13 protein-coding genes, 1 tRNA gene and 3 pseudogenes are annotated in these 24544 nt (G+C 62.9%); 7 read left to right on the top strand and 10 right to left on the bottom strand.

The window, feature by feature from the left end; translation table 11 throughout:
- Nucleotides 1-428 precede the first annotated feature (428 nt).
- From greA to METAC_RS0109335, 3 genes are all read right to left on the bottom strand, one after another.
- Nucleotides 429-902 carry a transcription elongation factor GreA gene (gene greA, locus METAC_RS0109345; RefSeq protein WP_026606815.1) on the bottom strand — a complete coding sequence of 158 codons (474 nt, stop codon included), beginning with the start codon at nt 900-902 and terminating at the stop codon, nt 429-431.
- Nucleotides 903-1183: 281 nt separating this feature from the next.
- Complete coding sequence (carB, locus tag METAC_RS0109340; RefSeq protein ID WP_026606814.1) at nt 1184-4507, bottom strand: carbamoyl-phosphate synthase large subunit; 3324 nt, start codon at nt 4505-4507, stop codon at nt 1184-1186.
- 367 nt (nt 4508-4874) lie between these two features.
- On the bottom strand, nt 4875-6179 hold the full coding sequence (locus METAC_RS0109335) for an SGNH/GDSL hydrolase family protein (protein ID WP_198017197.1): 1305 nt from the start codon (nt 6177-6179) through the stop codon (nt 4875-4877).
- 257 nt (nt 6180-6436) lie between these two features.
- Here METAC_RS0109335 and METAC_RS0109330 point away from each other — a divergent pair, with 257 nt between their 5' ends.
- The 3 genes and pseudogenes from METAC_RS0109330 to METAC_RS23060 all read left to right on the top strand — a co-directional run.
- Entirely contained in the window at nt 6437-6820 is a 384-nt protein-coding gene (locus METAC_RS0109330) for a DUF3574 domain-containing protein (protein ID WP_084143958.1), read from the top strand.
- Between the two features lie 103 nt (nt 6821-6923).
- A tRNA-Met gene (locus METAC_RS0109325) sits at nt 6924-7000 on the top strand.
- 164 nt (nt 7001-7164) lie between these two features.
- Nucleotides 7165-7695: pseudogene (locus METAC_RS23060) on the top strand (IS21 family transposase); the annotation flags it as partial.
- A 409-nt stretch (nt 7696-8104) separates the two neighbouring features.
- Here METAC_RS23060 and METAC_RS23055 read toward each other — a convergent pair.
- From METAC_RS23055 to METAC_RS0109300, 4 genes are read right to left on the bottom strand one after another with little or no spacing between them, the layout of a single operon-like run.
- Complete coding sequence (locus tag METAC_RS23055; protein ID WP_051335484.1) at nt 8105-10678, bottom strand: virulence factor SrfC family protein; 2574 nt, start codon at nt 10676-10678, stop codon at nt 8105-8107.
- 47 nt (nt 10679-10725) lie between these two features.
- A complete protein-coding gene (locus METAC_RS0109310) occupies nt 10726-13827 on the bottom strand; it encodes a virulence factor SrfB (protein WP_036255433.1) in 3102 nt (1033 codons plus the stop codon).
- 33 nt (nt 13828-13860) lie between these two features.
- The gene (locus METAC_RS0109305; RefSeq protein WP_026606810.1) at nt 13861-15099 is read right to left on the bottom strand and encodes a hypothetical protein; all 1239 of its coding nucleotides are present in this window, start codon (nt 15097-15099) and stop codon (nt 13861-13863) included.
- Between the two features lie 10 nt (nt 15100-15109).
- The gene (locus METAC_RS0109300; RefSeq protein WP_026606809.1) at nt 15110-16909 is read right to left on the bottom strand and encodes a S1 family peptidase; all 1800 of its coding nucleotides are present in this window, start codon (nt 16907-16909) and stop codon (nt 15110-15112) included.
- 228 nt (nt 16910-17137) lie between these two features.
- Between METAC_RS0109300 and METAC_RS26415 the strand changes: the two genes are divergently transcribed.
- A complete protein-coding gene (locus METAC_RS26415; RefSeq protein WP_026606808.1) occupies nt 17138-18568 on the top strand; it encodes a hypothetical protein in 1431 nt (476 codons plus the stop codon).
- A gap of 61 nt (nt 18569-18629) precedes the next feature.
- On the opposite strand, the gene METAC_RS0109290 is transcribed toward METAC_RS26415, so the two are convergent.
- Nucleotides 18630-19334, bottom strand: a complete 705-nt coding sequence (locus METAC_RS0109290; protein ID WP_156898160.1) for a hypothetical protein — start codon at nt 19332-19334, stop codon at nt 18630-18632.
- Between the two features lie 291 nt (nt 19335-19625).
- Between METAC_RS0109290 and METAC_RS0109285 the strand changes: the two genes are divergently transcribed.
- Nucleotides 19626-21254 carry a substrate-binding domain-containing protein gene (locus METAC_RS0109285; protein ID WP_198017196.1) on the top strand — a complete coding sequence of 543 codons (1629 nt, stop codon included), beginning with the start codon at nt 19626-19628 and terminating at the stop codon, nt 21252-21254.
- A gap of 413 nt (nt 21255-21667) precedes the next feature.
- Here the strand turns inward: METAC_RS0109285 and METAC_RS23050 are convergent.
- Nucleotides 21668-22563: pseudogene (locus tag METAC_RS23050) on the bottom strand (DUF2493 domain-containing protein); the annotation flags it as partial.
- Between the two features lie 424 nt (nt 22564-22987).
- Nucleotides 22988-23314 (bottom strand): annotated as a pseudogene (locus tag METAC_RS23045) (DUF7146 domain-containing protein); the annotation flags it as partial.
- Between METAC_RS23045 and METAC_RS27090 the strand changes: the two are divergent.
- Both METAC_RS27090 and METAC_RS27085 read left to right on the top strand, forming a co-directional pair.
- Nucleotides 23309-23737 (top strand): transposase, encoded by a 429-nt coding sequence (locus METAC_RS27090; RefSeq protein WP_026606803.1) that lies wholly within the window; start codon nt 23309-23311, stop codon nt 23735-23737. The pseudogene METAC_RS23045 and the gene METAC_RS27090 overlap by 6 nt on opposite strands.
- A gap of 197 nt (nt 23738-23934) precedes the next feature.
- On the top strand, nt 23935-24420 hold the full coding sequence (locus METAC_RS27085; protein ID WP_245257455.1) for a transposase: 486 nt from the start codon (nt 23935-23937) through the stop codon (nt 24418-24420).
- The last annotated feature ends 124 nt before the right edge of the window (nt 24421-24544 follow it).

The raw sequence follows: 24544 nt of genomic DNA, 5'->3' as shown, positions 1-24544 counted from the left end.
GAGAATATTTTTCTTTTTTGAATTTATTTATGGATATACTTTGTAATTCTATAAAAAATATCGAATACCTAACGGCTTCATGTATACAGCGTAATACATATATTTTATGGTCTTAATCTATTTGACGACGAAATCGGCCCGCGAGATAAGATTCGACGCGCTTCCTGTCTCGAGCGAGGTGATCTCCGCGAGATTGAGGACGGTTGGGTTGCGGGCGCGCTTGGGCCTGCTCGATCGCGAGGTTGCGACGAGTTGATCGAGCCGATCCCTGCAATTTTATCGTGGTTCGACTGGCGGCGATCGCGCTTCAGCACACGCATTCGCGGCGGCCGTTCGGCTCAAGCGGTCGAGACCGCTTGAGCGATTGATTTAGAGTTGAATTCCTGCCGGCCGATCGAGACCACTTCAGCAATGAAGGCGGGCGAACTCTATTGAAAGGCGACGTTCAAGATTTCATAGCTTTTGCCGCCGCCAGGCGTGTTGACCTCGACAGAATCGCCGATCTTCTTGCCGATCAGGGCGCGCGCCGTCGGCGAGGTGATCGAGACCCGTCCGGCCTTCACGTCCGCCTCGGTCTCGCCGACGATCTGATAGGTCTTCTTCTCCTCGGTGTCTTCGTCGACGAGCGTCACCGTGGCGCCGAACATGATGGTGGTGCCGGAGAGCTTGGACACGTCGATGACTTCGGCGCGGGAGAGCTTGTCCTCGAGTTCGGCGATGCGGCCTTCGTTCAGGGATTGGGCTTCTTTGGCGGCGTGATATTCGGCGTTCTCGGACAAGTCGCCATGGGAGCGGGCCTCGGCGATCGCCTGGATGATCCGTGGCCGCTCGACTTGCTGTCGCCGCTTCAACTCTTCTTCGAGAGCGCTATGGCCGGCCGCCGTCATGGGGAACTTGTCCATGCTGATTCTCTTTCACGTCTTCGTTCGTCTTGACTAGTGAATAAGCCGAGGCGCCCGGCGCCGCTTTTCGGTCCTTCCGGGCTTCTCGACTTCGCTTGGCCTATCTCGTTGCGTCGGTTCCGGTTCCGAACGGCCTGCCGACAAGGAAAGCGCCCAAAGCCGGCTCCGGGGTAAGTAGAAGACACCTTCATGAAACCGACTGCAAGTGCCTCTGGTTTCACAAAGGCGAGCCCTCGGCGCCGATCCGACGCGTCCGCAGCCTCGAGCGGTTGGATTGGGCCTTAGGCGAAATAGTCCTGCAAAGCGCGGACTTCTAGATCGCCCGCCAAATAGGCCTTGATTCCCTCGCAGGCGGCGATCGCGCCGGCCAGCGTCGTATAATAGGGCACTTTGTGCAAGAGCGCCGCCCGGCGCAAGGATCGCGAATCGGCCAAAGCTTGCGCCCCTTCGGTCGTATTCAGGACGAGCTGGATTCCGCCGTTCTTGATCGCGTCGACGACATGCGGCCGTCCCTCGGAAACCTTGTTGATCCTTTGCGCTGGAACCCCCTCGCTTTCGAGGTAGCGCGAGGTGCCCCCGGTCGCGCGAATCATGAAGCCGAGGCCGGCGAGCAGTTTGACCGTTTCCAGCATGCGCGGCTTGTCGGCGTCGCGGACCGAGACGAAGACCGCCCCTTTGGTCGGAACCTTGGTGCCGCCGCCGAGCTGGCTCTTGGCGAAGGCGACCGCGAAGGAGCGGTCGAGGCCCATGACCTCGCCGGTCGAACGCATTTCCGGGCCGAGCACGGTGTCGACGCCTGGAAAGCGGGCGAAGGGAAAGACGGATTCCTTGACCCCGACATGATCGCCGGACGCCGGCGTCAAAGAAAAATCGCGCAATTTTTCGCCGGCCATGATCCGCGCCGCGATCTTGGCGATCGGCGCGCCGATGACCTTGGCGACGAAGGGTACGGTCCGCGCGGCGCGGGGATTGACTTCGAGGACGTAGATCTCGCCGTCCTTGAGGGCGTATTGGACATTCATCAGCCCGCCGACGCCGAGCGCGAGGGCGAGTTCCCGCGTCTGGCGCTCGAGCGCGGCGATCTTTTCCGGCGACAGGGAGCGCGGCGGCAGCGAGCAGGCGCTGTCGCCCGAATGAATGCCGGCTTCCTCGATATGCTCCATGATCCCGCAAATGAACACGTCCGCTCCGTCGCAAAGGGCGTCGACGTCGATCTCGACCGCATCGGTCAGATAGCGGTCGAAAAGCAGAGGGTTCTTGCCGAGCACGGTGTTGATCTGGCCCGTCTTGTCGTTCGGGTAGCGGGCCTTCACCTCGGAGGGCACGAGGCCGGGCAAGGTGCCGAGCAAATAATCGTCGAAGGCCGCGGCGTCGCGAATGATCGCCATGGCGCGCCCGCCGAGCACATAGGAGGGGCGGACGACGAGCGGCAGGCCGAGTTCGCCCGCGACGATGCGCGATTGCTCGACTGAATAGGCGATTCCGTTCAAGGGTTGCTTCAGGCCGATCCGGTCGAGCAGGCGCTTGAACCGGTCGCGGTCCTCGGCGAGGTCGATCGAATCGACCGACGTGCCTAGGATCGGAATCCCCGCCCGCTCGAGGGCATGGGCGAGTTTCAATGGCGTTTGGCCGCCGAATTGGACGATCGCGCCCTTCAGCCGCCCGGCGGCGTTCTCGACGGCCAGGATCTCAAGCACATCTTCCGTGGTCAGCGGCTCAAAATAGAGGCGGTCCGAGGTGTCGTAATCGGTCGACACCGTCTCTGGGTTGCAGTTGACCATGATCGTTTCGAAGCCGGCCTCTCGCAAGGCGAAGCTCGCATGGCAGCAGCAATAGTCGAATTCGATCCCTTGCCCGATCCGGTTCGGGCCGCCGCCCAGAATCACGATTTTCTCGCGCGCCGAAGGCCGGGCCTCGCAAGATGGCTCTTCGCCGAAAGGCGGGGCATAGGTCGAGTACATATAGGCGGTAGGCGAGGCGAACTCCGCCGCGCAAGTGTCGATTCGCTTGAACGCCGGATGCACGCCCTGCCTTTTGCGCAAGGCCGCCACATCGGAGCGCTTCACATGCGCGAGCGAAGCCAGGCGGGCGTCGGAGAAGCCAGCGGCCTTCAGCATGCGGAGATTGTCGGGATCGTTCGGCAGGCCATGGGCGCGAACTTTTCCCTCGAGATCGAGAATTTCCCGCAGCCGCGCGATGAACCAAGGGTCGACGCTGCAGGCTTCGTGAATTTCTTCAGGCGTCATGCCATGCCGAAGCGCTTGGGCGATAACGAGCAGGCGGTCGGGCGTCGGGCGCCCCAGGGCCGCGCGCAGCACGTTCTTGTCGTCGCCGAGGCCGAGCCCTTCGATCTCGACTTCGTCGAGCCCGTCGAGGCCGGTGTCGAGCGAGCGCAGCGCCTTTTGCAGACTTTCCGCGAATGTGCGTCCAATCGCCATCGTTTCGCCGACCGACTTCATCGCGGTGGTGAGGATCTGGTCGGCGCCGGGGAATTTCTCGAAGGCGAAGCGCGGAATTTTAGTGACGACATAGTCGATTGTCGGCTCGAACGACGCCGGCGTCGCGCCTCCGGTGATGTCGTTGGCGATCTCGTCCAGCGTGTAGCCGACCGCGAGTTTGGCGGCGACCTTCGCGATCGGAAAGCCCGTCGCCTTGGAAGCCAGGGCCGAGGAGCGGGAGACCCGAGGATTCATCTCGATCACGATCATCCGCCCGTCGGCGGGATTGACCGCAAATTGCACGTTGGAGCCGCCGGTCTCGACTCCGATCTCGCGCAGCACCGCCAAAGAGGCGTCGCGCATGATCTGATATTCCTTGTCGGTCAAGGTCAGGGCCGGCGCCACAGTGATCGAATCGCCGGTGTGGACGCCCATCGGATCGATGTTCTCGATCGAGCAGACGATGATGCAATTGTCCGCCTTGTCGCGGACGACCTCCATCTCGAATTCCTTCCAGCCGAGCACGCTCTCCTCGACGAGGACCTCGCTCGTCGGCGAGGCGTCGATTCCGCGCTCGATGATGTCGATGAACTCGGCCTTGTTATAGGCGATGCCGCCGCCGGTTCCTCCCATGGTGAACGAGGGACGAATGATAGCGGGCAGGCCGATGTCTTCGAGCGCCGACAAGGCCTGGCTCAAGGTCTTGATCTGTTGCGAGCGCGGCGTCGAAAGGCCGATGCGCGTCATGGCTTCGCGGAACAGCTCGCGATCCTCGGCCTTGTCGATCGCCTCGGCGCTTGCCCCGATCAGTTCGACGTCGAATTTTTCCAGCACGCCCATGCGCTTGAGGGAGAGGGCGCAATTCAGGGCGGTCTGGCCGCCCATCGTCGGCAGCAGTGCGAAGCCGCCGGGCCGGGCGTAGCGCTCCTTGGCGATGATCTTGGCGACGATTTCCGACGTGATCGGCTCGACATAAGTCCGGTCGGCCATATCCGGATCCGTCATGATCGTCGCCGGATTGGAATTGACGAGAACGATCCGATAGCCTTCCGCGCGCAGCGCCTTGCAGGCCTGGGTTCCAGAATAATCGAATTCGCAGGCTTGGCCGATGATGATCGGGCCGGCGCCAATGATGAGGATCGTCTCTATGTCGGTCCGCTTGGGCATTTCGTCCTTTTCCCGGTCGCGGCAGGCGTGGAGCGGCTGTGGCGCGCAAAAATAGGCCGCGCCAGCGGAAGCCGGAGCGCGTCCATGCGTTTAAAGGGTCCGAAACAGTCGTTTCGCGTTCGAGGCGGCCCCCTCGAGCGTCTTCCGGTCTTCCGGTCGGCGCCCTCGGCTTCGGCTTTGCTTTTGCTTCGCCGGCCGTTCTGGCGCCGAGCCGAGGGTGGTTTCATGGAAGTCGCGAATGCTCTAGACGAGAATCATGCGGTTGTGAACCCGGCTCGGGTCTCCATGGGATCGCCGCCGAGACCGGGCGGCGGCCGAGCAGTTTCGTTAAGGGTCGCTTTCGCCTATTCGTTCGAGAGTGCAGCGGTCAAGGCCTGGGCCAAGCGAAATCATCCGCCCGTCCGGGGGGAGGACCGCCCGTGCTTTCCTGCGGAGTTTGGTCCGTCCGCAAGCGCGCTTTATCGGCGGGCGGTCGCTGCGCGTCCATTTTGGTCGCGAGCGCCGCGCCCGGCGCCAGCGCCGGTCCCGTCAACGGCAGGATCGGCCCGGCGATGGGCTTCGGAGGGGGCGGGGCCGGCGGGACGGGCTCGACAGCGGCCTCGCCTTGCGTTTCGGCTGGGGGCTCGCTCGCCGGCGCTTCGGCGTCGCTCGGCGCCGGCGCATTGGTGATTTCGGGGGGCGCGGGGGGCGAGACCTCGTCGAGGTTTCGGCGAATGTCCGGCTCGATGAAATGGGCGAGCTTGCGCGCGCCCGCTCTGGTGAAATGAATGCCGTCTGACGCGCGCAAGCGCACAATCTGGCCATTGATGTCCGGACCATTGGCGTTGTATTGGCCGGAATCGTCGGCGAAGGCCTCCCACACGTCGACAAAGGTCGCGCCGGCCTTGGCTGCGTTTTCGCGATAGAGCTCGTTGAAGGCGGAGGCGTCGGCGGACAGCCGCTCGCTTTTCAGCACGGGGAGCCCAACCCATATGAGCGGGATCTTCTTATCGCGAAACATCGCGGCGATGGTTTCGATCCGGCGCGCGTAAGCATCTTCCCATTGCGGCGATCGCGGCTCATAGGCGCCATTGGCGTCGCGCAAGGTCTGCCGATCATTGCTGCCGATCAGCATGACGGCGAAGTCGATTTTTTCGCCGCTCGCGAGCAGGTCTTGCGCAGCCTTCGTCCAATCGTAGAAATCGTCGCGCACCAGGCCGCTGTTTTCTTTCGCCTTATGCAGGATCGCGACCTCGGGGCGGTCGGCGAAAGCTTCGGTCAAGCCTTGCGCCAGCATTTGCGCAAGGCTGTCGCCGAGAACGGCGACGAAATAGGTCGGCGCGACCGCCGCTTTCTCGCTCGGCTTGGCCGCGGTCTTGTCGTCGGCTTTCTCGATCGCCTTCTCGCCGGAGCGGGAGCTCGGCTTCGGCCGCGCCGAATAATGCTTAGGCGCCGCGCGATGAATTTCCGACCTCGGCCGGATCGGCTTCATTACATGGCTCGGAGGCGGGTTGGGCTGGAACAAATGGGTGAACCAAGCGAATGGATCGGCTTGCGCCAGCGCCGAAGTTCCCCCGACGAGGCTCAGCAAAATCGCAAGCGCGATCGGGCGCGCCGTAGACCCCGACCTTAGGCCGCGCCAAAGGGACCAGCGCCGCCGAGGCTGACCGGGATGTCTCGGTTTGATCTTCATGTTCATGTACGCCAATATAGACGCGCCCGATGCCGGACGCATCCCCGACTTATCGCAAAGCCGCCGCTACGTTTTTCGAACTAGATCGATTGGTCGATAGACATCGGCTCGAGGCCGGCGCGCCGCGCCTAAACGATTTTGGGGAAAAAATCTCGACGAATATCGTAAGAATGAAGTCTATCCCGAGAATGTCGAGTAGAGAGTTTGTGCGGGATCGATCGCATCCCTTCTTTGGTTCCATGGCGGCGATGTTGCTGATGCTTGCTCCCCCTTGGGCGCATGCTGAGGCCGCGGCGCAGCCCGCGCTCTGTCAGGCGCGATCAAAGCCCATGGCAAGATTGGAGCTGCTTTTTGGCTCTGGCGCGGGCGGCGCCAAGGTTCCGCCGCGGGCCTTTGCGCGTTTTGTCGCGCGGGAGATCACGCCGAGATTTCCCGACGGGTTGAGCGTGCTCGAAGCTTTTGGCCAATGGCGCGACGGGTCAGGGGCCTTGCTGCGTGAGCCGTCGCGCCTGGTTCTCATATTGTATGAGCAAGATCCCGCGGCGGATGCCAAGATAGAAGCGATCCGCTCGGCTTATAAGGTGAAATTCAAGCAGCAATCGGTGATGCGCGTCGACGGAACGTCATGCGTTTCATTTTGAGTCGGCCCCGCCGCCGCGGCCGCGTTCTTGGCGGCGATCCTTGACACAAATTCTCCCCATGCCTATATCGCCAGCGCCTCTGCGCGTCCTTCGCGTCATGCGGGGCGGAGTAGCTCAGCCGGCTAGAGCAGAGGAATCATAATCCTTGTGTCGGGGGTTCGAGTCCCTCCTCCGCTACCATCTTTCCCCACACTCTTTTGACCCGATTGGGGTAGGCGTGTTCGCCGAGAAGTGTGAATAAGCATGGAATAAGGACGCCAGTTTTGGGGTGATTTGCGTCCAATCGGGGCCCCGGAGCTGAGGGTCCACACTGGCCTCCTGGATTTTGGGAGGCCGAGATTGGAATGCTTGTTGTGGAGACGATCGCCAAAATTCGTCGGGCGTATTTTGTTCAGAAGAAGCCGATCAAGGAGATCTGCCGGGAGCTGCATGTGTCCCGCAAGGTCGTTCGGAAGGTCATTCGTTCTGAAGCGACCGAGTTCCATTACGAGCGCTCGATGCAGCCGATTCCCAAGATCGGGCCGTGGCGCGAGCGGCTGGATGCCCTGCTGCTGGAGAACGAAGCGAAACCGGCGCGCGAGCGATTGACGCTTGTTCGGCTGTTCGAAGACCTGCGCGGCTTTGGTTATGACGGCAGCTATGACGCGGTTCGGCGCTACGCGATAAGCTGGCGCAAGGAGCGCGGCGCGGCGTTGGCGCAAGCCTATGTGCCGCTCGCCTTTGCTCCTGGCGAGGCCTACCAGTTTGACTGGGGCCACGAAATCGTCGTGCTGAACGGCGTGACGACGACCGTGAAAGTCGCGCACATGCGGCTCTGCCACAGCCGCATGCTGTTTGCGCGCGCCTATTCGATGCTGTTTGACAAACAGAGGAAACGTGGCGCACGCCAAATGGGCCGCGCAAGGGACCAACTGCTGTGGGCCGGAAAAGAAGGCATCAAATTCCGTGGGAAGGGCGATTGATTTCGAGCGGAAGAAAAAGCACGATGCCGCGCCATGGATGGTGATGCCGCTGCCGAGGGCGCAACCAGGCGCCTGTAACTCTGTGCTGGTCGGCAGGTTCGCGTCATGAGCAGGTGTCCGAGCGGCGCCACGAAAAGACTGGAATTGGGCCGGAAGGAGAAGGTCCGGTTCCGGGTCCGAGAACGAAGTTTTGGACATTCGCGTCGCGAGTCTCGTGCGTTTGGAGAAGAGCGATCCTTACTATTCCCAACCTCGGCCGCCTTGCGCCGATGAGGGATAATCGCTTCTGGGAAGACAATCGTTTTGCTTCGGTCGAAATGGATCAACTTCCGATATTGAGACATGCCAGAATGTCGCCAAGACGGGCATTCTGTTCCGCATCATGGATCAGCCCGTCGGAGGATTGGGCGTTGGCCAACGCCTGTTCGTAAAAGCCCCTGACCCAACCGAGGACGAATTCCTGCTGAAATTCCGCGGGTCTCGCGCCAAATCCGGCGGCGTCGAAAGCGGTCTCACGTGGCGCCGCAGCCGTTCCCAGCGACATGACGAAACGGTTGATGTGGCGCTCGGCGACAATGGTCGCCTTGGCGGCGGCCTTGTCGGTGGTTTCGATATGGGTCACCTCCGCGATCGCCTCCTTGATCTCCGCCTCCAGCGCCCGGCGGCGCGCGGTGGCGATCAATTCGCTGGCGGTCTCCTTCAACGATTCCCGTGAAATGCCCACAGCATCGGCGAAGGCTGGATCATCGCAGTTCTCGTGCAGGATTTTCGACCAGAGCTGCAATGCGGCGCGGGCATAGCCGAGGTTGCGGCCATGACGCGATCGGGCGCTCGCGGTTGTCAAGCCCACGCCCGCCTGCGGCTTGGCGCCCGTCTTGATCACGTCGAGCAGTCCGCCGCGCCGCGCCGGCACCGCCGGCTTGGCCTCCTCCGGCTTGGCCTCGCCGTTTTCGCCTTTGAGCCGCGCCTCATAGAAAACTTCGGTCAATTGGCCGCGGTCGACGCACAGTCCGCGCAGGAAGGAGCCAAACATCTGCCGGCCGAGACATTCCTCGAAATCAGCGATCACCGCTTCCGCGACTCGGGTGCGCTCGGCGACGCGCTGATCCAGGTTGGTTGGGACATAATGCGGCGTCAAGGCCTCGAGGATTCGCTGTTTGAGGTCGTTGAGCCTGTTGCGCGCCTGCGCCTCCTTCATGCCCGGCCGGCATACCTTCTCCAAAGTGACGGCGAGATAGGAAACGCCGCCGTCGTTGAGGCGCATCACTTCGTCGAAGGCGCGGGCCGGTTCGCGGAAATGGGCGAGCACTTCTGGCGCGCGATTATGCGCCTCGCGCAATTGCGCGATGCGCTCGACCTTTTGCGGCAGGATGGCGATTTCGACATCCCCTTCATATTGGATCACCCCCTCGGATTTGTAATTTGGATTGCGAATCCAGAAACAATTCTGGAAGGGCACGCCGGGGGTCCATTGCAGCGGCCAGGCGTTGCCGACTTTGGCGAAGGGTTTGAGCAGCGAGGCGTCGAGCCGCGCCTGAAAGCGCACCACGGGATCGACGCCAGGGTCGGTAACCTTTTCCGACAAATGCTGATCGAACATGGTGAGGACGAAGAACAGCAATTGCGGTCGGCCGCGCCGCGCCTCGGGAGTCGCGCCATGGGTGGCGGCGACCCAATCCTCGATGGCGACGCGAAGGGTCGGCACTTCGAGATTGCTGGGCTTGATGCAGAGCAGCATGCTGGTCAACTCCTGCTCCGCCGTATAGCGCTGGAACAGATAATCGACCTTGCCGCGCAGGAACAATTCCTTCAGCGCCCCGCCCTTGGCCTGTTCGAGAAATTTGGCGAGATTTTGCGGGTCGCGCGAGCGATAGCCGGGGAAGTCGAGCAGATCGGTGTGTTGGAAGAAGGGCCACGGCGCCTCCTTCATGGTCATGCGCAATTCCGCCGCAAGCGCTGTGATCACCGGGCGTGGCAATTTCGCGGTCTTGGAACAGGTCGAAACCTCCAGCGTTTCCCCGCCGCTCTGGTCGAGCCCGGCCAGGGTTTCGACATTGAGAATGCCGGTGGCGGCGGGAACGAGCGCAGCTAGCGGGCAGAACGCCTCCTCGGCGAAATCGATTTGCTCCAGGCTGCGCAGCAGATCGAGGAACAAAGCCGTCAGCGGCTTGTGCCGGCTCCACAGAATGGAAAAAAGCTCGGCGCGATCCTCCAACGACAGGCATGGCGCAAGAGCGGCGAAACGCGGCCAGAAGGGCGCGAAAACGCGCGCCTCGGCTCGACGCAGCTGACGCTGGAAATAATCCTCGACGTCCCAGATGTCCTCCTCGCGCAGCACGTCGACGTAGGTCGCAGTCCGGCGCGCATCAAACTGGGCGATATGGCGCTCGATATCCTCGGCCGCGACGGCCGGCTCCATGCTCAGATCGCCGTCGAAGAAATAGGAATTGCAAAGTATTTTGAGGACGTCCGTCTGGGTGAGCAGTCGCAGCGCAACGGGAAACCCTGGCGGCGTCTTGGGCCGCTCGATGGAGAAGCGGGTGACGAGACCGGTCGCCTCCTTTTCGCCATAGGGATTTATCTCTCTGATGAAATCCACTTCCGGCCGCGCCGGATCGTCAAACAGAACGATCAGCGTATTCCCTTTGCGGCCGAGCACGGACACCAGATAGGATTTGCCCGCCTGGCTGGGGCCGAACACGCCGACGCACATCGGCCGGTTCAGCGAGCGAGCGAGACGGCCGAGCCGATAGGCCTCGTTGCGCAAGGTATGTTCGAGAAAGGCGCGCTCCTGGCGCAGGATCGGATCGTTCTTCGGTTCGGCGATCCAGGCGAGCGCGTCCTTGGCGGCCACAATGGCGCCATCGCAAGCGTTGACGAGTTCCGTATCAACCATGTTGGGTCAACTCCCCAAATCCTTGCCGAAGCTTCGTCCCGCCAGCGTCAGGCCAGCGCCAAAATGCCCGTGTCGAGCCAATAGCCTTGCTCATTGCCCAAAGTGTCGAAGGTCAGCGTGAATGAGCGCGTGACCAGGGCGCCATCGCGGGCAGTGGCGTCGGCGATGCGCAACTCCTCCTTCTGCGCCTCCTTGGAAGAGAATTCGCGGCTTTCGTAGTCAGCCAGTTCCTCCGGCAGTTCGCGCTCCAGCGTCACCGTCACCGGGCGCTGGATGGCGCGCCCGCCGGCGCCCGCGGTGAGCTTCACCCGATAGAGCGGCGAGGCCACCCAGCGCTCGATCGGCAATTGCCGCGCGCCGAGTAGCGTCGGCGCATACCAGACCACTTCGCCGCTCTGCGGCCCAAGCGCGCCGCCGCGCGCCAGATCTGGCGCGGAGAAGAACACGTTTTCCGCGCGGATTTTGCCGTCGCGCTCCATCATGCCGATGTAGTTGGCCGTGGAGCGCATGGCGAGGCGATGGGTGTAGAGAGTGAAATTGGTGATCTGGCTTTCCGCCAAGGCGCACAGCATGCAGCCGACCACAGTGGCGGTCTTCGGGTCCTCGATGCGGAAGCGGGAGCGCCCGCCGAACGGATACCAATTGCCGGCGGAATAACTGCTGAGCGGCAGAATGCGGTCGGGCGACAAGGCCAGCTTGTTGACCAGCAGATCGACCGTCGCTGGCAAACACGACGGTCGGCCTGAAAGCAGCACGACATCGCAATCAAAATGATGCAGGGCTTCGGCAATGTTGTCGAAAATTGCGCCGAGCGTGGTCTCCACCGCGTTTTTCAGCCGCGCGAAATCGATCGGCACGGAGACGTCCACCAGGCGGAACTCCTTGGCGCCCCAGGCCGCGGCGGCCGCGTCGAAATAGGCGAGCGCGGCGCCGGCGGGCGTTCCCGAACGCGGATTGGCGCGCGCCACCAATTCGCCGATCGTTGCGCTTTCCTTGGAGATCGCCCAGGCGGTCGGCGCGTTTTCATAAGCCGAGAGCATAGCCAGCGCCGCCCGCTTCATCACCCGAGCCACCAGTTGGCCACGCAAATGCTTCTCCGGCTCGGTCATATTGGCGCGATCGGCGCCGAAACGATCAATCAGCAGTTCGCGCGCCTGAGCCAGGCCGCGCGCCTTGAGATCGGCCTCGATCGCCGGCAACAGCGCCTGCAGAATGGTCTCGTGCAGAATATCTTCGCCGGCGATGCGGAAGCCCTCGCGAAAAGTTTGCACGGGGACGATAGCGCGATTGTCCTCGACGTAATAGGTTGTGATCATCAGATCTGTGGTGCCGCCGCCGATGTCGAGGCTGGCGACGCGGATCGACGGCTGCGGCGGAGGCGGCGTCGCGGGCGGATTTTCCGGCTCGACAAAAGGCCGGGGCCGACCGGCGAGCTTCATAAAATCGCCGATGGCCCCGCCGAATTTTTGCGCGATTTCGCTGTAGAAATAGACGAATTGCACGCAGCTCGCCTCATCCCAAGCGGCATGGACTTCGGGGATCAGCAAGCCGGGCGGCGGCGACTCGGTCCAGCCCATCATGTCGAAGACCAGCTTCACCGCGGCGCTGGCCCGGCTGCGCAGCAATCGTTGTTCGCGCACCGGCATGGCGGTCGGCAGCGTCAGGATCATGCGGCGCAGCCGGCGCGGCGTATCCTTCTCGCCGCGTGTGGCGCGCAATTGCGGATTATTGATCAGCGACAGGGTCTGGATGAGAATTTCCGCGACCAGGAAGGTGAAGAAGGACGAGCGCGAGAAGGACAACCGCCCAGCGGGCTTGGCCAGTTCGGCGCGGTCGGGCACATGGGAGAGTCGTTCGTAGAACCGTTGCTCGTCGGCGACCTGGCGCAGCACGTCGCCCCGATAATTGACGAAGCGCCGGACTTTCAGGTCGATGGTCGGCGGCTCGCGATTGGCGCCGTAATCGCCGGGCTGGAAGCGCCATTCCTGATTGACCGGATCGACGTCGCAAAGATAGCGCTTGGGGCTCGACATGCCGCTTGCGCCTTCCGTGCCTTCGGCGTTCTGGCGGTAGCGCGCCGCCTCGGGTCCGACGCGCACCAGGCTCGGCCAGAAAAAAGCGCGGGTGCGGGTGGAGAAGCGCGACAGATATTCCTTGCCGAACTGGGCTTGGGCGAGTTGCACGTCGCTGTCGAAAGGCTCGGCATAGACCTGCCAGGGCTGCTCCAGATCGCGCAATTGCAGGATAAAGGAATTGCCGAACTCGACCTTTTCCTGGTTCGGAAAACTCTCGATCAACATGCCGCAGGTCCGGCTGTTGCCGATGTCGAGCACCAGATCGACGTCGACCGGCCGCACCAAGGGCTCCGCGGACAAGGTGTCGATCAACTTTATGCGCGGCGGCGGCAGCGCCTCGGCGAGAAACTGCAGGAACGCGACATAGCGGGCCGCATGTTCGAGCGGCTGGCGGTCCTCCGGCCGCGGCGCCCGTCCGCGTTGCGCCGTCTTGAATTCGACGAAGGCCTCGTCGATCCACCGACTCACCCATTCCTGACCGCCATGGGCGCCGGCGCCGGAGTCGGAAATAAAAGCGGCAATGTCGCGGAACAGGCTGGCGAAGACGAATTCATGCTCGCCACGCGCGTCCGAAGGGCTGGGCGCGACATAGGCGCGGCCGGGGCTGCGCTCCATTAATTCGGTGTCGAAGGCAAGGATGACGCGGTGGCTGACTCCCGCCACGGCGTCGGGCTCGGCGGCGATCATGACCCGCGCCCAATTGCTCGGCCCAGTTTGCAACAATTCCCGCCCATATTGGTCGCGCGCCGCCTGAACCGCGAGATAGGGAACCGGCGTCCAGCGGCCGAGGAAAGGCTCCAGCGCCTTTTGCTTGGAAATTTCGTAAACCTCGTCGTTTCCTTGCGGCGGAAAAGGCGGATCGAGTTCCGGATCGTCGTCGTTCCAGTTTGGCCGCAATTCGATCGGCGTCACGCCATCGGCGGCGCGCAAGTCCATCCGCCTGTGTTCGATGAACGAGCGCGAAAAACGGCCGGTCTTGTCCAGATCAAACGCATAGACGAGAAACTGCACGCCGGAATGCGGCGCCAGTTTTAGAGATTCATTGCCGCTCTGGCCGTTGGAAATCCGCGACATCGACCTCGTTTCCTTTCAACTCCGCGTCGCGTCTCACCGCGTCAGTTGGACGACTTCCACTTCCTGACCATAGGCGCGCGCTACTCCGTTGTACGTCTTTTCCTCTGCGCTGCTTTTCACTACCACGGTGAAGGCGACGGGACGAACCGGTTGACCGTGATCATAATAATTGACAGCAATGCGATAGACGCCCGTCGGGGGATCCTGTTCCCAGATCGCATGTTCGAGCGGATGATCCTCGGCTGCGTCCGGCGTGCGGTTGGCGTCATGATCGAGCGCGCCGCCACAGGCGGCAGTCGCGCCATGATAGAGCTTGCCGCCGGGGCAATAAATGTAGAGGTCGAGGTCCTGCCGGCCTTCCCACGCGAGCGTCACCTCGAATTTGCCTTGGCGCAGGCGAGCGTCCTCCGCGCGGCGGCGGGTTTCATCGGTCGTCGGCGCCGGGGCGGTAGGCGGCCCCGCGCAAAGCTCAGCTATGCGCTTTTCCGCATCGAGCAGTTGATCGCGCAATTGAACGTTGCGGCTCAGCAATTCGTCCAGCGCCGCATTGGATTCCACCGAGCAAAAATTGACCCTGCGCGCGAGCGGAAGATCGATGGCGCAGGCTGGCAGCAGGCGATAGAAAATGGCGGCGACCAACAGACAGAAAGGCAACCACATCAGCCAGCTAAGGCGCAGGCGCGCCAACCGGCTTTGCGGCGAGGCGCCGGATTGCCCAAGGCGCTCGGCGCCGCCCCGCATCCAGGTGAGGCCGGGAATGAAGCCCTTGCCGCGCGGCGCGGCGTCTTGGCGCCTCGCCGGCCTCATGTCATCGATGATTCCGGTCGGCGCGGCGGTTTCGCGGGCGCGGCGGCGGCCCCATCCGGTGAGCAAGGGCGCGCCGCTTCTGGACCACAGCTGCGCGACGCCAGCGTCGAGATCGAGCGCGGCGCGCAGGCCCTGGGCGAGGCGCAGATTGCTCTCGCCGCCCGCCGCCGTCAGCCTTTCGGCATAGGCGCGAATTTGGCCCTGCAGCGCCTGGAACCGCGCCAGCAGCTTTTCCCGATCCGCGGACGACAGGGCGTGCAGCGCCTGGGGGTCTTCCAGAGCGACAATATGCCAATGGGTGAGGCCGCGCGCCGGGTCGGCGACCGGTTCGGCGAGCAGCGCCGCAGCCTCCGGCGAGACCTCGATGCGCAGCACGTCGCAAAGCCGGTCCCAGCTCAGGCCGGGCCAGTCTTCCGCGGGCGGCGCTTCGCGGTCGTCGGTGGTCGCGACGCGGATCGAGTACATCGCCGCTCCATCACTTCGGGCTAGGCGACGGAGCCGGCGGCGTTGGCGTTTCTGGCCGCGCCTCCGTCGTCGTCGGGCCGCACGACGTATCGTCGGCGGTGAAAGAAATGTGCAGATCGGTCAAGAATTTGCGCAATGCGACCACGCTGAGCGCGACATTGCCGACCTGATGTTCGTCGGCAAGAAACGCAGTGTTGACCCCGCCGAGGCGACCGCAGCCGTCGATCAGCGGGCCGCCGGAATTGCCATGGGCGACCTGCATGTCATGGACGATGATCGGCGTCTCATGCAGACCGCTGCTCATGACATTGTTGATGCGGCCATAGCGCAGATCGACGCTCGGCACATTGAAGCGGCGCGCCGCCAATTGCTCGTCGGTTTCGCCGCGTTGCAAGGCCTCCTTCAGACCTTCGATGAATTTGATGCGGTCGGAATCGGCGTGCACCAGGAAACCTGGATAGCCGGCGATGTAGGCGGTGGAGAGCTTTGGCGGCGCCGGCCCGAGTTTCAGCGCCTCGACATCGGCCGGTTTGGCCAGCTCCAAGACGGCGAAATCAGACTGTGGTCCGACGTCCTCCTGGCGCGGCGGCGTCTTGGCGACGACGCGAGCGAGCCTGGCGCCGTTCAGCGCCTTGCTGCCGATGAAAATGAATTGGTCGTCGAGCGCATCCTCCACGACATGGCGATTGGTGATCAGCTGCGTCGGCGAGATGAAAAAGCCGGTGCCGGTGCTGGCCTTATCGCCCTTCTCGAGCACGAACACATAGACGACGGATTTTTCTAGCAATTGCGCGATGGTCGCGGCCTGGGCCGGCTCTCCCGGCTTGGCGGGGAGCGCCGCCTTGTCCGGTGGCTTCGGCAAAAGCTCCATGTTGGGAGCCGGCTTCGAGGGATCGCCCATTTCCGGCACCGGCGCGCTGTTGTCGGCGCGACAGACCCCCGTCTCATCGGCCTTCCGCAGCGCCTTGAGCTGCGCCTCCAGCGATTCGTTGGAGGCGCGCAATCGCTGGGCCTCGAATTCGTCGCGCGCGGCCTGGTCGCCGAAATGCGGATAAGCCAGCACGCCCGGCAGCAGCAAAACCAGTAACAAGACCGCCGCTATGGCGGCCGCGACCAGAGGCGCGCGCCCGGCTGGCGCGGTTTCGAGCTGGTTAAATTCGATCGGCGCCGGCGTCGTCGCCTTGCGCGCGAGAAGCGGCGCGGCTGGCGTCTCAGCCTGAGGCGCCGTCGAGGCCGTAGCCGGCGGCTGCGGCGCGGCCTCAGGCGCGGCTTCAGACGAGGAAACTCCAAGGCCGGCCGCCGCCAGCGGGATCAGCTTGGGCGCAAAACGCCCCAAGGTGCGGCTGAAATGCTCCAGCCGGCGGGCGGGATCGTCGGCGATGTCCTGCGGCAAATATCCCCAGTTCACCAGAATAGGTTCGCCGCCGACGGCAACGACGTCGCGGCTCGATGCGACATTGAGACAGGCGAGGATCAACGGCTCCAATTGAGCGTCGGCGAAAGCCGAGGCCAGCGCCTCAAGTCGGCGGCTCAGCATATCGGCGACAGGCTTGCGCGCCACAGCGTCGATGCTGTCAATTTCCACCGGGCGGCCCTCTAACGGCCCGTACCAGGAAATGGCGGCGGAGCCGGGGGAGCCGCGCGGCAGCATGGGTTCAGCGAAAAGCTCGGCCGCGTCGCGCCCGCAAACCGCCTCGAGCCGCGCAATGAAATCGCCATATTGGGCGGCGGCCGCGCGGCCGCCATGAGTCACGGCGACGCAGCCCGTCAAATCCGAACTGAGAAGGAAGAACCGATTTTCGCGCGCCATGAGCCGCCGGCGCTACGGGACGCCGCCCTGATAGAGGTCCGGGACCATGGCGCAGCAAATCGCGGCGCTCCGGTCTCCGTCCCAGGATTATACAGACCTTTGGGTTATGAAAGTATCGTGACAAATAAAATGCTTCGCACAAGCGGCATGAACAGAATAAAACATGGCGAAATCGTGATGGTCGCCTCGGCGGCGCACCGTGGCGGCCTGTCGCAGGGAGTTTAAGTCTTGCGTGTTTTCGAGGGCGGTCAACCCGGCTATGCGATTCTTGTGTTCGACCGGGAGATGGAAAGCCCGTCCCTAAGTCTGGCCGTGCGTTCGATGCAGGTGGCGCAGGGCGCCTATCTCGGGCCGAGCGGCGCGTTCGAGCGCGAGCCGCATTATTTCAATGCCGTGCGGGTCGCCGCGCCCAAAGGCGGTTTCGGCTATCAGGTCGGACCGGACGTCGTCAATCATCTCATGGAGGACGATCAGATCGAGGTCAGCGCGGAGGACGTCGGGCTGGTCGAAACCGGCTATTGGGCCAACGCCACGCCGCTGATGACCAGCGGGCGGGCTGCGACTTTGACCCTATTGGCCGGCGCGCGGTCGCCGCCCCTGGTCTCGCAACCGGCCGCGCGCGGGGCGGACGAGACGCCGAAGCCAGAGCCAAAGCCGCCGACCGGTCAGGCCGCGCCTCAGAAGGCGGACGAGATCAAAATCGACGATCAGACCCTCGAGAGAGAGGCTGAGGCGAAGGCGGAGCAAAAGGACGGAAGGGAAGCCGCGCCGCGCGAGCGTTGGCGCTGGTATGCGGCCGGAGGCTTGGCGCTGATCCTGGCGGCGGCGGCCGGCGGATTAACGCTGTCGCGCGATTTGCGCTGCTCCATTCTGGTGCGCGACTGTCCGCCGCCGGCAATTCCGAAGCTCGATCCCGCCCACCAGCCGGTCGAGCCGGAGGACAAGGAGGCGGCGCGCCAGGCGCAGGAATGCGATTCCAGTGAGACCGCCGCCGGTCTGGTCTGCGATGAGGACATGGCCTGTTTCGAGCCCTACCGGCGCCGTTTCCCCCAGGGGCCGGCGCGGGCGGAGCTCGAGGGGCTGGCAAACAAGGCAGCCGCCGCCTGCGCCGCCGAGAGCCAAGCCTTTCTTCGCGCGCGGCAATGCGCCGCCGCGGCGGCGGCGTGCGTCGCCCCGACCTGCTATGTCGACTACACTCAGAAATTCGCAAATGGGGTCCATGCGCAACAGGCGCGCGACGATCTCAACCAGGCCAGGATTCGGTGCGAAAATCTCACGCCCTCACCGGATTCCGACCATCTGCGCCGCTCCGGGCCGCCGCCCCTGAAGGATGGCGAATATCTCGCAATAGCGTCGGAATCGGCGGCTTGCGGCATGACGCGGCAGAGGGCGATCCATGTCTCTGTCTGCTCCGGACGCATCCGCTGGGTGCATGAGGGCCGGCTATCGGCCGGCATGCCCCCGGTCACGATGCAATGGGAAGGCGCCATGGACGGCGCCGGCACGGTAGTGGCTTCGGTCGGCGGCAATGCGCAATTGGTCGCCAATGGCCGCGTCACCGAGACCGAGCGCGCGATTCAGATGCAATATCCGGGCTGCGGCGAAGCTATTTCGCTGACTATCACCCGCGAGTTGTCGTCGGGATGCGCCGGCCGCTAGCGGCCCGATTAGACTGAACCCGCTCCATCAAACGCCAATCCAAAACACCGAAGGCATGACGTCAATTTCCGCAATGATCTTGCTCGACGCGCCGATATTGCTCCGTCGTCACCGACCGGGTCTGGCCATGGCCATAGGTGGTGCATGTGGCGCCGTTCGGATCGTCGCCGTTTTCACAGGTGATGTCGGCCGGCACCAAGCCCCAGTCCTTGCCAACGAACAGGCAGCTAAATTTCGGATAGGCCATGCGCAATTTGTCGCTGTCCAGCCGCGCCATGATCGGCGCCCGGCATTTCACGCCGTTGGTGTAGAGCAATTTGATGATGCCGCGGCCATTGCCGCCAAAACAATAGCACTCGCGGACTTTGCCGATCGGCCGTTGTTCGGCGTCATCGGAGACGATCGAGATGTCGCCGCGCACGGATTCCCAACAGCCGCGCAATTCGGAGAGTTTCTTCGGCACTTTCAGTTTCTCCGGGTCCAGCGGGTGCGGTTGGGGTTGGGGCAGGGGCAGGGGCAGGGGCTGAGGCTGCGCGCATTTCGGTTTTTGCGCTAAGGTCAATTCCGCCTGGCGCAATTCCGCCTGCATGGCCGCATTGCGTGAACGTTCCGCCGCAAGGGCCTCGGAGCGCGGAGCAGCGCAATATCTATGCCCGTAAAGAGGGAAAATCTCGAGATCGCAGGCTCGCAACAATACGAAGCCGACGGCTAAGAGTAGAACGGCGGCAAGCGCCCAAATGAACCGTCTGGAGGCGACGGATGGCACGGCCTGGCTCCCCCTCTCGCGATCGACGTCCTCGGCTCTGCGGCGGTCGCAAACGGCTTGGCCGGGGGACAAATCAAGCCACCGCGCCACGCTCGGCCGCCGCCCCGGCTCTCCCCTATAGATACGCTATTGCGGACCCCTTGAGTAGTGGCGCTAAAGATATGATCGACGTCATCGAAACGTAGTAATTGGCCAATACCGTCGCTGAAGAATTTTTCGTTGGCCATTCACGAAACCACTCGCAATATCCCCAGAATGGTCGGGCGAAGCGCCCGGTATTTGGAGGCGCAAATGACGCCCAATTACTTTTTCGTCCGCGCCTCAGTTCTGGCTTTCGCGGTTTACGCCATGGCGCTGTCACCGGGCGCGGCGCAGACGGCCAAGACAATTTTTTGTTTCACCGACGGCACGAAGGTCGGCGCCGAACGCTTCGAGACCAAGGACGGCAAATTCCTGCTCTATGTGCCTGGGGCCGCGTCGCCGCTCGAATATCCGGCGACAAAGGTCTGCAGCGTCAATGTCGATCCCTGCAATTGCGTGCCGGCGCCGCAACTTCCGCCCAATTCAGGGCCGGCGCCAATCTCCGCGGCGGCGCAATTCGGCATTCACGGGTCAAACACGATTGGTGAGCGGCTCATGCCCTCCCTGATCGAAGCCTATGCGCGCAAGGCCTATGGCGCGGCGCCGGTGACCAAATTGGGCAAGCCGGAAGAAATGGAGATTACTCTCGTCAACGGCTCCGCCGCCAAGGCGGTGATCGATTTCCAATCGCACGGCTCAGGCACCGCGGCGAAAGGCTTGGCCGAGGGCAAGGCTCAGATCGGCATGGCTTCGCGCCAGCTCAAACAACAAGAAGCCGATTTGCTGAAGCAAACCTTGAATATCGACGCTTATGCTCAGGAAAACGAGCATGTTCTGGCGCTGGACGGCCTGGCGGTGATCGTCAATCCGCAAAATCCGGTGCGGAAACTGACGCTGGAGCAGATCGGGCGAGTTTTCGCTGGCCAGATCACCAATTGGCGCGATGTCGGCGGCGCCGATCTGCCGATTGTCCTCTACCGGCGCGACGACAAATCCGGGACGTTCGACACTTTCAAATCCCTGGTCCTCGATCCGCTCAATCTCAAAATTTCGCCCGAGGCGAAAAAATTCGAATCCAGCGAATTGCTTGTGGAGGGCGCGGGCAAGGATCCTGGCGGCATCGGCTTCATCGCCTTGCCTTATGTCGGCAAGGGCAATCGCGCGCTCGATATTGACTCAGCCTGCGGCCTGACCAGTTCGGCCACGCGATTCGCGGTGAAGAGCGAAGAATATCCGCTGGCGCGCCGCCTGTTCCTCTATACGGCGGGAACTCCAAGCGTGGCGGAAGCCTCCAATATCCTGCGTTTTGCCCTGTCCGACGACGCGCAGCCGATCATCGCTGACAATGAATTCGTCAGTCTGGCGATTGAATTTCAGCCTCCCCAGGCGCAACAGGACTGGGCCAAGAGCGTTCAAGACAAACCGACCCTCGGCCTTGGCACAGACAAGACGATTCCATCGACGCCGTTGCGCGGTTTCGCCCAAGCCATGACGCACATGCGCCGCACGACCATGGAGTTCCGCTTCCGCCACGCCAGCGCGGATCTCGACAATCGCGCGCTCCAGGATATCGAACGATTGGCGCGTTATTTGACCGCCCCGGAAAATAGTCGGCGCAAATTCCTCCTGGTCGGCTTCGCCGATTCAGATGGCGGCTGGGCTACAAATGACGATTTGGCGGCGCGGCGCGCCGAATCTGTGGCGCGGCTTCTGGTCCAGCAAAATGTGTCGGTGCCCCGCGCAAATATCAAGTCGCTGTCCTATCTCGCGCCGGTCGCTTGCAACGACGATGACGCCGGCAAGGCCAAGAACCGTCGGGTCGAGGTCTGGATCGAGTAGGAATGCTGCCTGGCTGATGATGTAGCGCGGCCAACGGACGTGGGCGTATCGGCTCGCGCCGCCGGTCCCCGAACGAAATTTCTCGGCGATGGGCGATTTCAAGACCTCAGGCGCAAAATCGTCGGGGGAGAGCACGATCTAGCAATCACACGGTACGTTTCGGGTCAAACCGAGCCCTTCGACCGTGGCGATCGCGAGGCTTCTGAGGCGGGTCCCATTAGGCCAGGAACCCGTTGAACGAACGACCGGTATTGAGAAGGGGTAGTTAGGCTCGTGAACGACGTACATGGGCGCCGAGCAGTCATCAATCGCGTGTTTAGCCAAGCTTCCCTTCGTTTCAACTCCTGCCCTAGCGCCAAAAGGGGGACGGGCTTTGAGCCTATCAGTCCGTTTGACTTGCGAGCTGGCGGCCCTCACGCGCCGCCGTCGGCGAACTTCCAAACTGGAATTCCTAGCTTCCTCGCCTTGTCGGCGAGATTTTCCTGAATGCCCGTGCCAGGGAAGACCATGACCCCGATCGGCAGGACTTCGAGCATCGCGTCGTTTCATTTGAATGGGCGGCCTTGGAGTGCTTGGTCCAGTCGGGCTTGAAGGCGATCTGTGGGACTTTGCGATTGTCGGCCCAGCAGGCGGCGATGCGCTCGGCGCCTTTCGGGCTGCCGCCGTGCAGCAGCGCCATGTCGGGATGCTTGGCAAGGACCTTGTCGAGTCTGTCCCAGATCGCGCGATGATCGTTGAAGTCGAGCCCGCCGGTGAAGGCGATCTTGGGTCCTGCGGGCAATAGCACCTCGTTTTCGGCCCGGCGCCTAGCGACGAGGAAATCCCGGCTGTCGATCATCGCCGAAGTGAGCGCGCGGCGATTGACCATCGATCCCGAGCGTGGCCGCCAGGATGAGCCGATGTGCCGCTCGAACTGGTCGGCGGCCTGGTCGCGGAAAAATTCCATGGCGTCGCGGCGTTCGATCAGCGTCATGCCCTGGGCGGCAAGGCGCTCGAGCTCGATCGAGCGGATTTCCGAGCCGTCCTGCTCTTTCTGGCTGCGCCGCTGCGCCTGCTCGTTGTCGTCGAGTTCGCGCTCGATCCGGCCCACGGCGCGGTGGAAGAGATTGACGGTCGACCAGAGCAGATCTTCCAGGTCAGGCTCGAGGCGCGTGTTGCCCAAGGCGACAACGAGGGCGTCGAAAATATCGGCGATGCTGCCGGCGATCACCTGCGCGTCGGGCAGCGGCCTCGGGTCGGGCTCGTCCTGGAAAGGGCGATAGCCGTAGAGCTGGAGTTCAGAGAGGACGTGTTCGGTCGGGGATTCGGCGGCTCAAAGCCGGCATCGTCGTGGTTTGTGGTCATGGGTGCGTTCCTTCGTCGGATCGGCCTCGCCCATCGCGGCCTTCATGGCGACGAAAGGCGGTGGGCGGACCAGACCTGCACCCGCAGCGAAGCGGAGGGCCGAAGCGTCAGCGTAGGATGGCGAAGCCCGATTGTTTTGCTTTGCGATGCAAAGCGCGGCTCGCCGCGCGGCGGAAAAGAATCGGGTGCAGCCATTGCCAGGCCGGGCCGTTTGCCGCCCGATCGCCATCTGGGATGGCCGTGGGCGCGGTCCTCTCCGACAAAACAGGGAGGCTGCGTCACGATCCGAAGCGACATGAGATCTGCGCCGCAGCTTGCCTCATCTCTCCGTTCCGGCCTTTGCTGGCAGCTCCATGAAGCTGGCGACGTCTTCGGGAGCGATCTGCACCCGCGTTGCCCAGGAGATTGCCCATCGCGCGCCGCGGCGTGTCGATTGGAGCTTTATCCCGCCCCGACGGGTCGAGCCAGGTGCGATGCGCCCCTGTGGTATTGCCATCAAGGTCGGTGACCGCCGCGATCATTGCCGGCCAAGTCTCGGTCGATGAATAGGCGTCCGGGCGATAGTAGCAGCGGGGATGAAAGCGGAGGCTTTTGGTTCCGTGTAAAGCCATGATGCCCCGTTTGCGCAAATAGGTTTCCACGATTGTGCCGGCGATCGCCTGTGCCATGGCGAAAAGCCGCCGCGCCGATTCCGGCGAACCGGCTGGTGCTTGCGTTGGACGATCCTTGGGCCGGGCCTCGGCATTGACGACTTCGCGTTTCGTCGAGGTCAGACCTATGGAACGATCGTCTGCGATCTTGAGCGCCGTCGCCCCGTGACGTTATTGCCAGATCGCGCGCTGGACACCTCTCGGGCGTGGCTGGCTGAGCGGCCTTCAATAGTTACGGTCGCCCGAGACCGGGGCGGCGGCTACGGCGAGGCCATCGCCAAAGCCTTGCCGCATGCTGAGCAAGTCGCGGATCGTTGGCATCTCTTGGAGAACTCGAGCCGAGCCTTTCTCGATGCGGTCGGCAAATCTATGCGGCAGATCAGGAGGGTCATTGGCAGCAGCGTCATCGACCCCAAGCTTCTCACCTGTGCTGAGCGCCTCCAGTACGAGGGATATCTGCGTCGGCAGGAGACAATGAGGCCATTCTGAAAATGTCGAAGCAAGGCGCCGCCATCAGGCAAATCGTGAGGGAGACGGGACACAGCCGCAAGCTTGTTCGGGACGTCCTGCGCGGCCAGCGGACGGATGTCTTCCGGACAAGGCCCAGTTCGCTGGATAGCTGGTCGCCCTGGCTGAAAGATCGCTGGGAGCAAGGGGAGCGCAATGCGCTGGCGCTTTGGCGCGACATGCGTGCGGCGGGCTTTCCCGGGCGGAGCGGCGTGGTGTCGCAATGGGCGCAGCGCCGACGGCTTGCAGAAAAGGCGGGTCAAAACGCGCTGGCGCGAACGCCGTCAGCTCGGATCATCGCCCGTCTAATGACGTCAGCCCGTGACGACCTGACAAAGTCTGAAGCCATTCTGGCAGCGGCCATTGAAGGAAATGTCCAGGATCTGGTTGTCGCTCACGAGAACATCATGGAGTTCCAGTCCATGATCCGATCAAAGGCGGCTGCCAAGCTGGATGCGTGGCTCGAAGCTGGAAAGGGAACCCTTGTTGGATCTTTCGCCAATGGTGTTGAGAAAGATCGCGCCGCTATCCGAGATGCGATCATCTCGCCCTGGTCCAATGGACAGACGGAGGGAAAGATCACTCGTCTGAAACTCATCAAATGCCAGACGTACGGGCGCGCCAAGATCGATCTGCTTCAAGCCCGACTGATCGCCGCGGGGTAGCTGATCGCCTTTAGCAAATATGCGTCAGAGCCGAAAAATGGCCCGCGAAGTCCTGTTGACAAATGCGAGGATCCAGATCCGGGCGCGTGTACTTAAGCTGACGGATAGACTTAGATGGGCTAAG

The organism is Methylocapsa acidiphila B2 (assembly GCF_000427445.1).
Taxonomy (GTDB): Bacteria; Pseudomonadota; Alphaproteobacteria; order Rhizobiales; family Beijerinckiaceae; genus Methylocapsa; species Methylocapsa acidiphila.
The sequence above is the reverse complement of the archived record's forward strand: the minus strand, read 5'-3'. Positions and strand labels throughout refer to the sequence as shown.

What these genes read in the sequence shown, in the direction of transcription:
- METAC_RS23055 (WP_051335484.1), bottom strand. Translation starts at nt 10,678, where the DNA reads ATGGTTGATACGGAACTCGTCAACGCTTGCGATGGCGCCATTGTGGCC.
- METAC_RS0109330 (WP_084143958.1), top strand. Translation starts at nt 6,437, where the DNA reads ATGCTTGCTCCCCCTTGGGCGCATGCTGAGGCCGCGGCGCAGCCCGCG.
- METAC_RS0109300 (WP_026606809.1), bottom strand. Translation starts at nt 16,909, where the DNA reads ATGGCGCGCGAAAATCGGTTCTTCCTTCTCAGTTCGGATTTGACGGGC.
- greA (WP_026606815.1), bottom strand. Translation starts at nt 902, where the DNA reads ATGGACAAGTTCCCCATGACGGCGGCCGGCCATAGCGCTCTCGAAGAA.
- METAC_RS0109305 (WP_026606810.1), bottom strand. Translation starts at nt 15,099, where the DNA reads ATGTACTCGATCCGCGTCGCGACCACCGACGACCGCGAAGCGCCGCCC.
- METAC_RS0109285 (WP_198017196.1), top strand. Translation starts at nt 19,626, where the DNA reads ATGACGCCCAATTACTTTTTCGTCCGCGCCTCAGTTCTGGCTTTCGCG.
- METAC_RS0109310 (WP_036255433.1), bottom strand. Translation starts at nt 13,827, where the DNA reads ATGTCGCGGATTTCCAACGGCCAGAGCGGCAATGAATCTCTAAAACTG.
- METAC_RS0109335 (WP_198017197.1), bottom strand. Translation starts at nt 6,179, where the DNA reads ATGAAGATCAAACCGAGACATCCCGGTCAGCCTCGGCGGCGCTGGTCC.
- carB (WP_026606814.1), bottom strand. Translation starts at nt 4,507, where the DNA reads ATGCCCAAGCGGACCGACATAGAGACGATCCTCATCATTGGCGCCGGC.
- METAC_RS27085 (WP_245257455.1), top strand. Translation starts at nt 23,935, where the DNA reads ATGCGTGCGGCGGGCTTTCCCGGGCGGAGCGGCGTGGTGTCGCAATGG.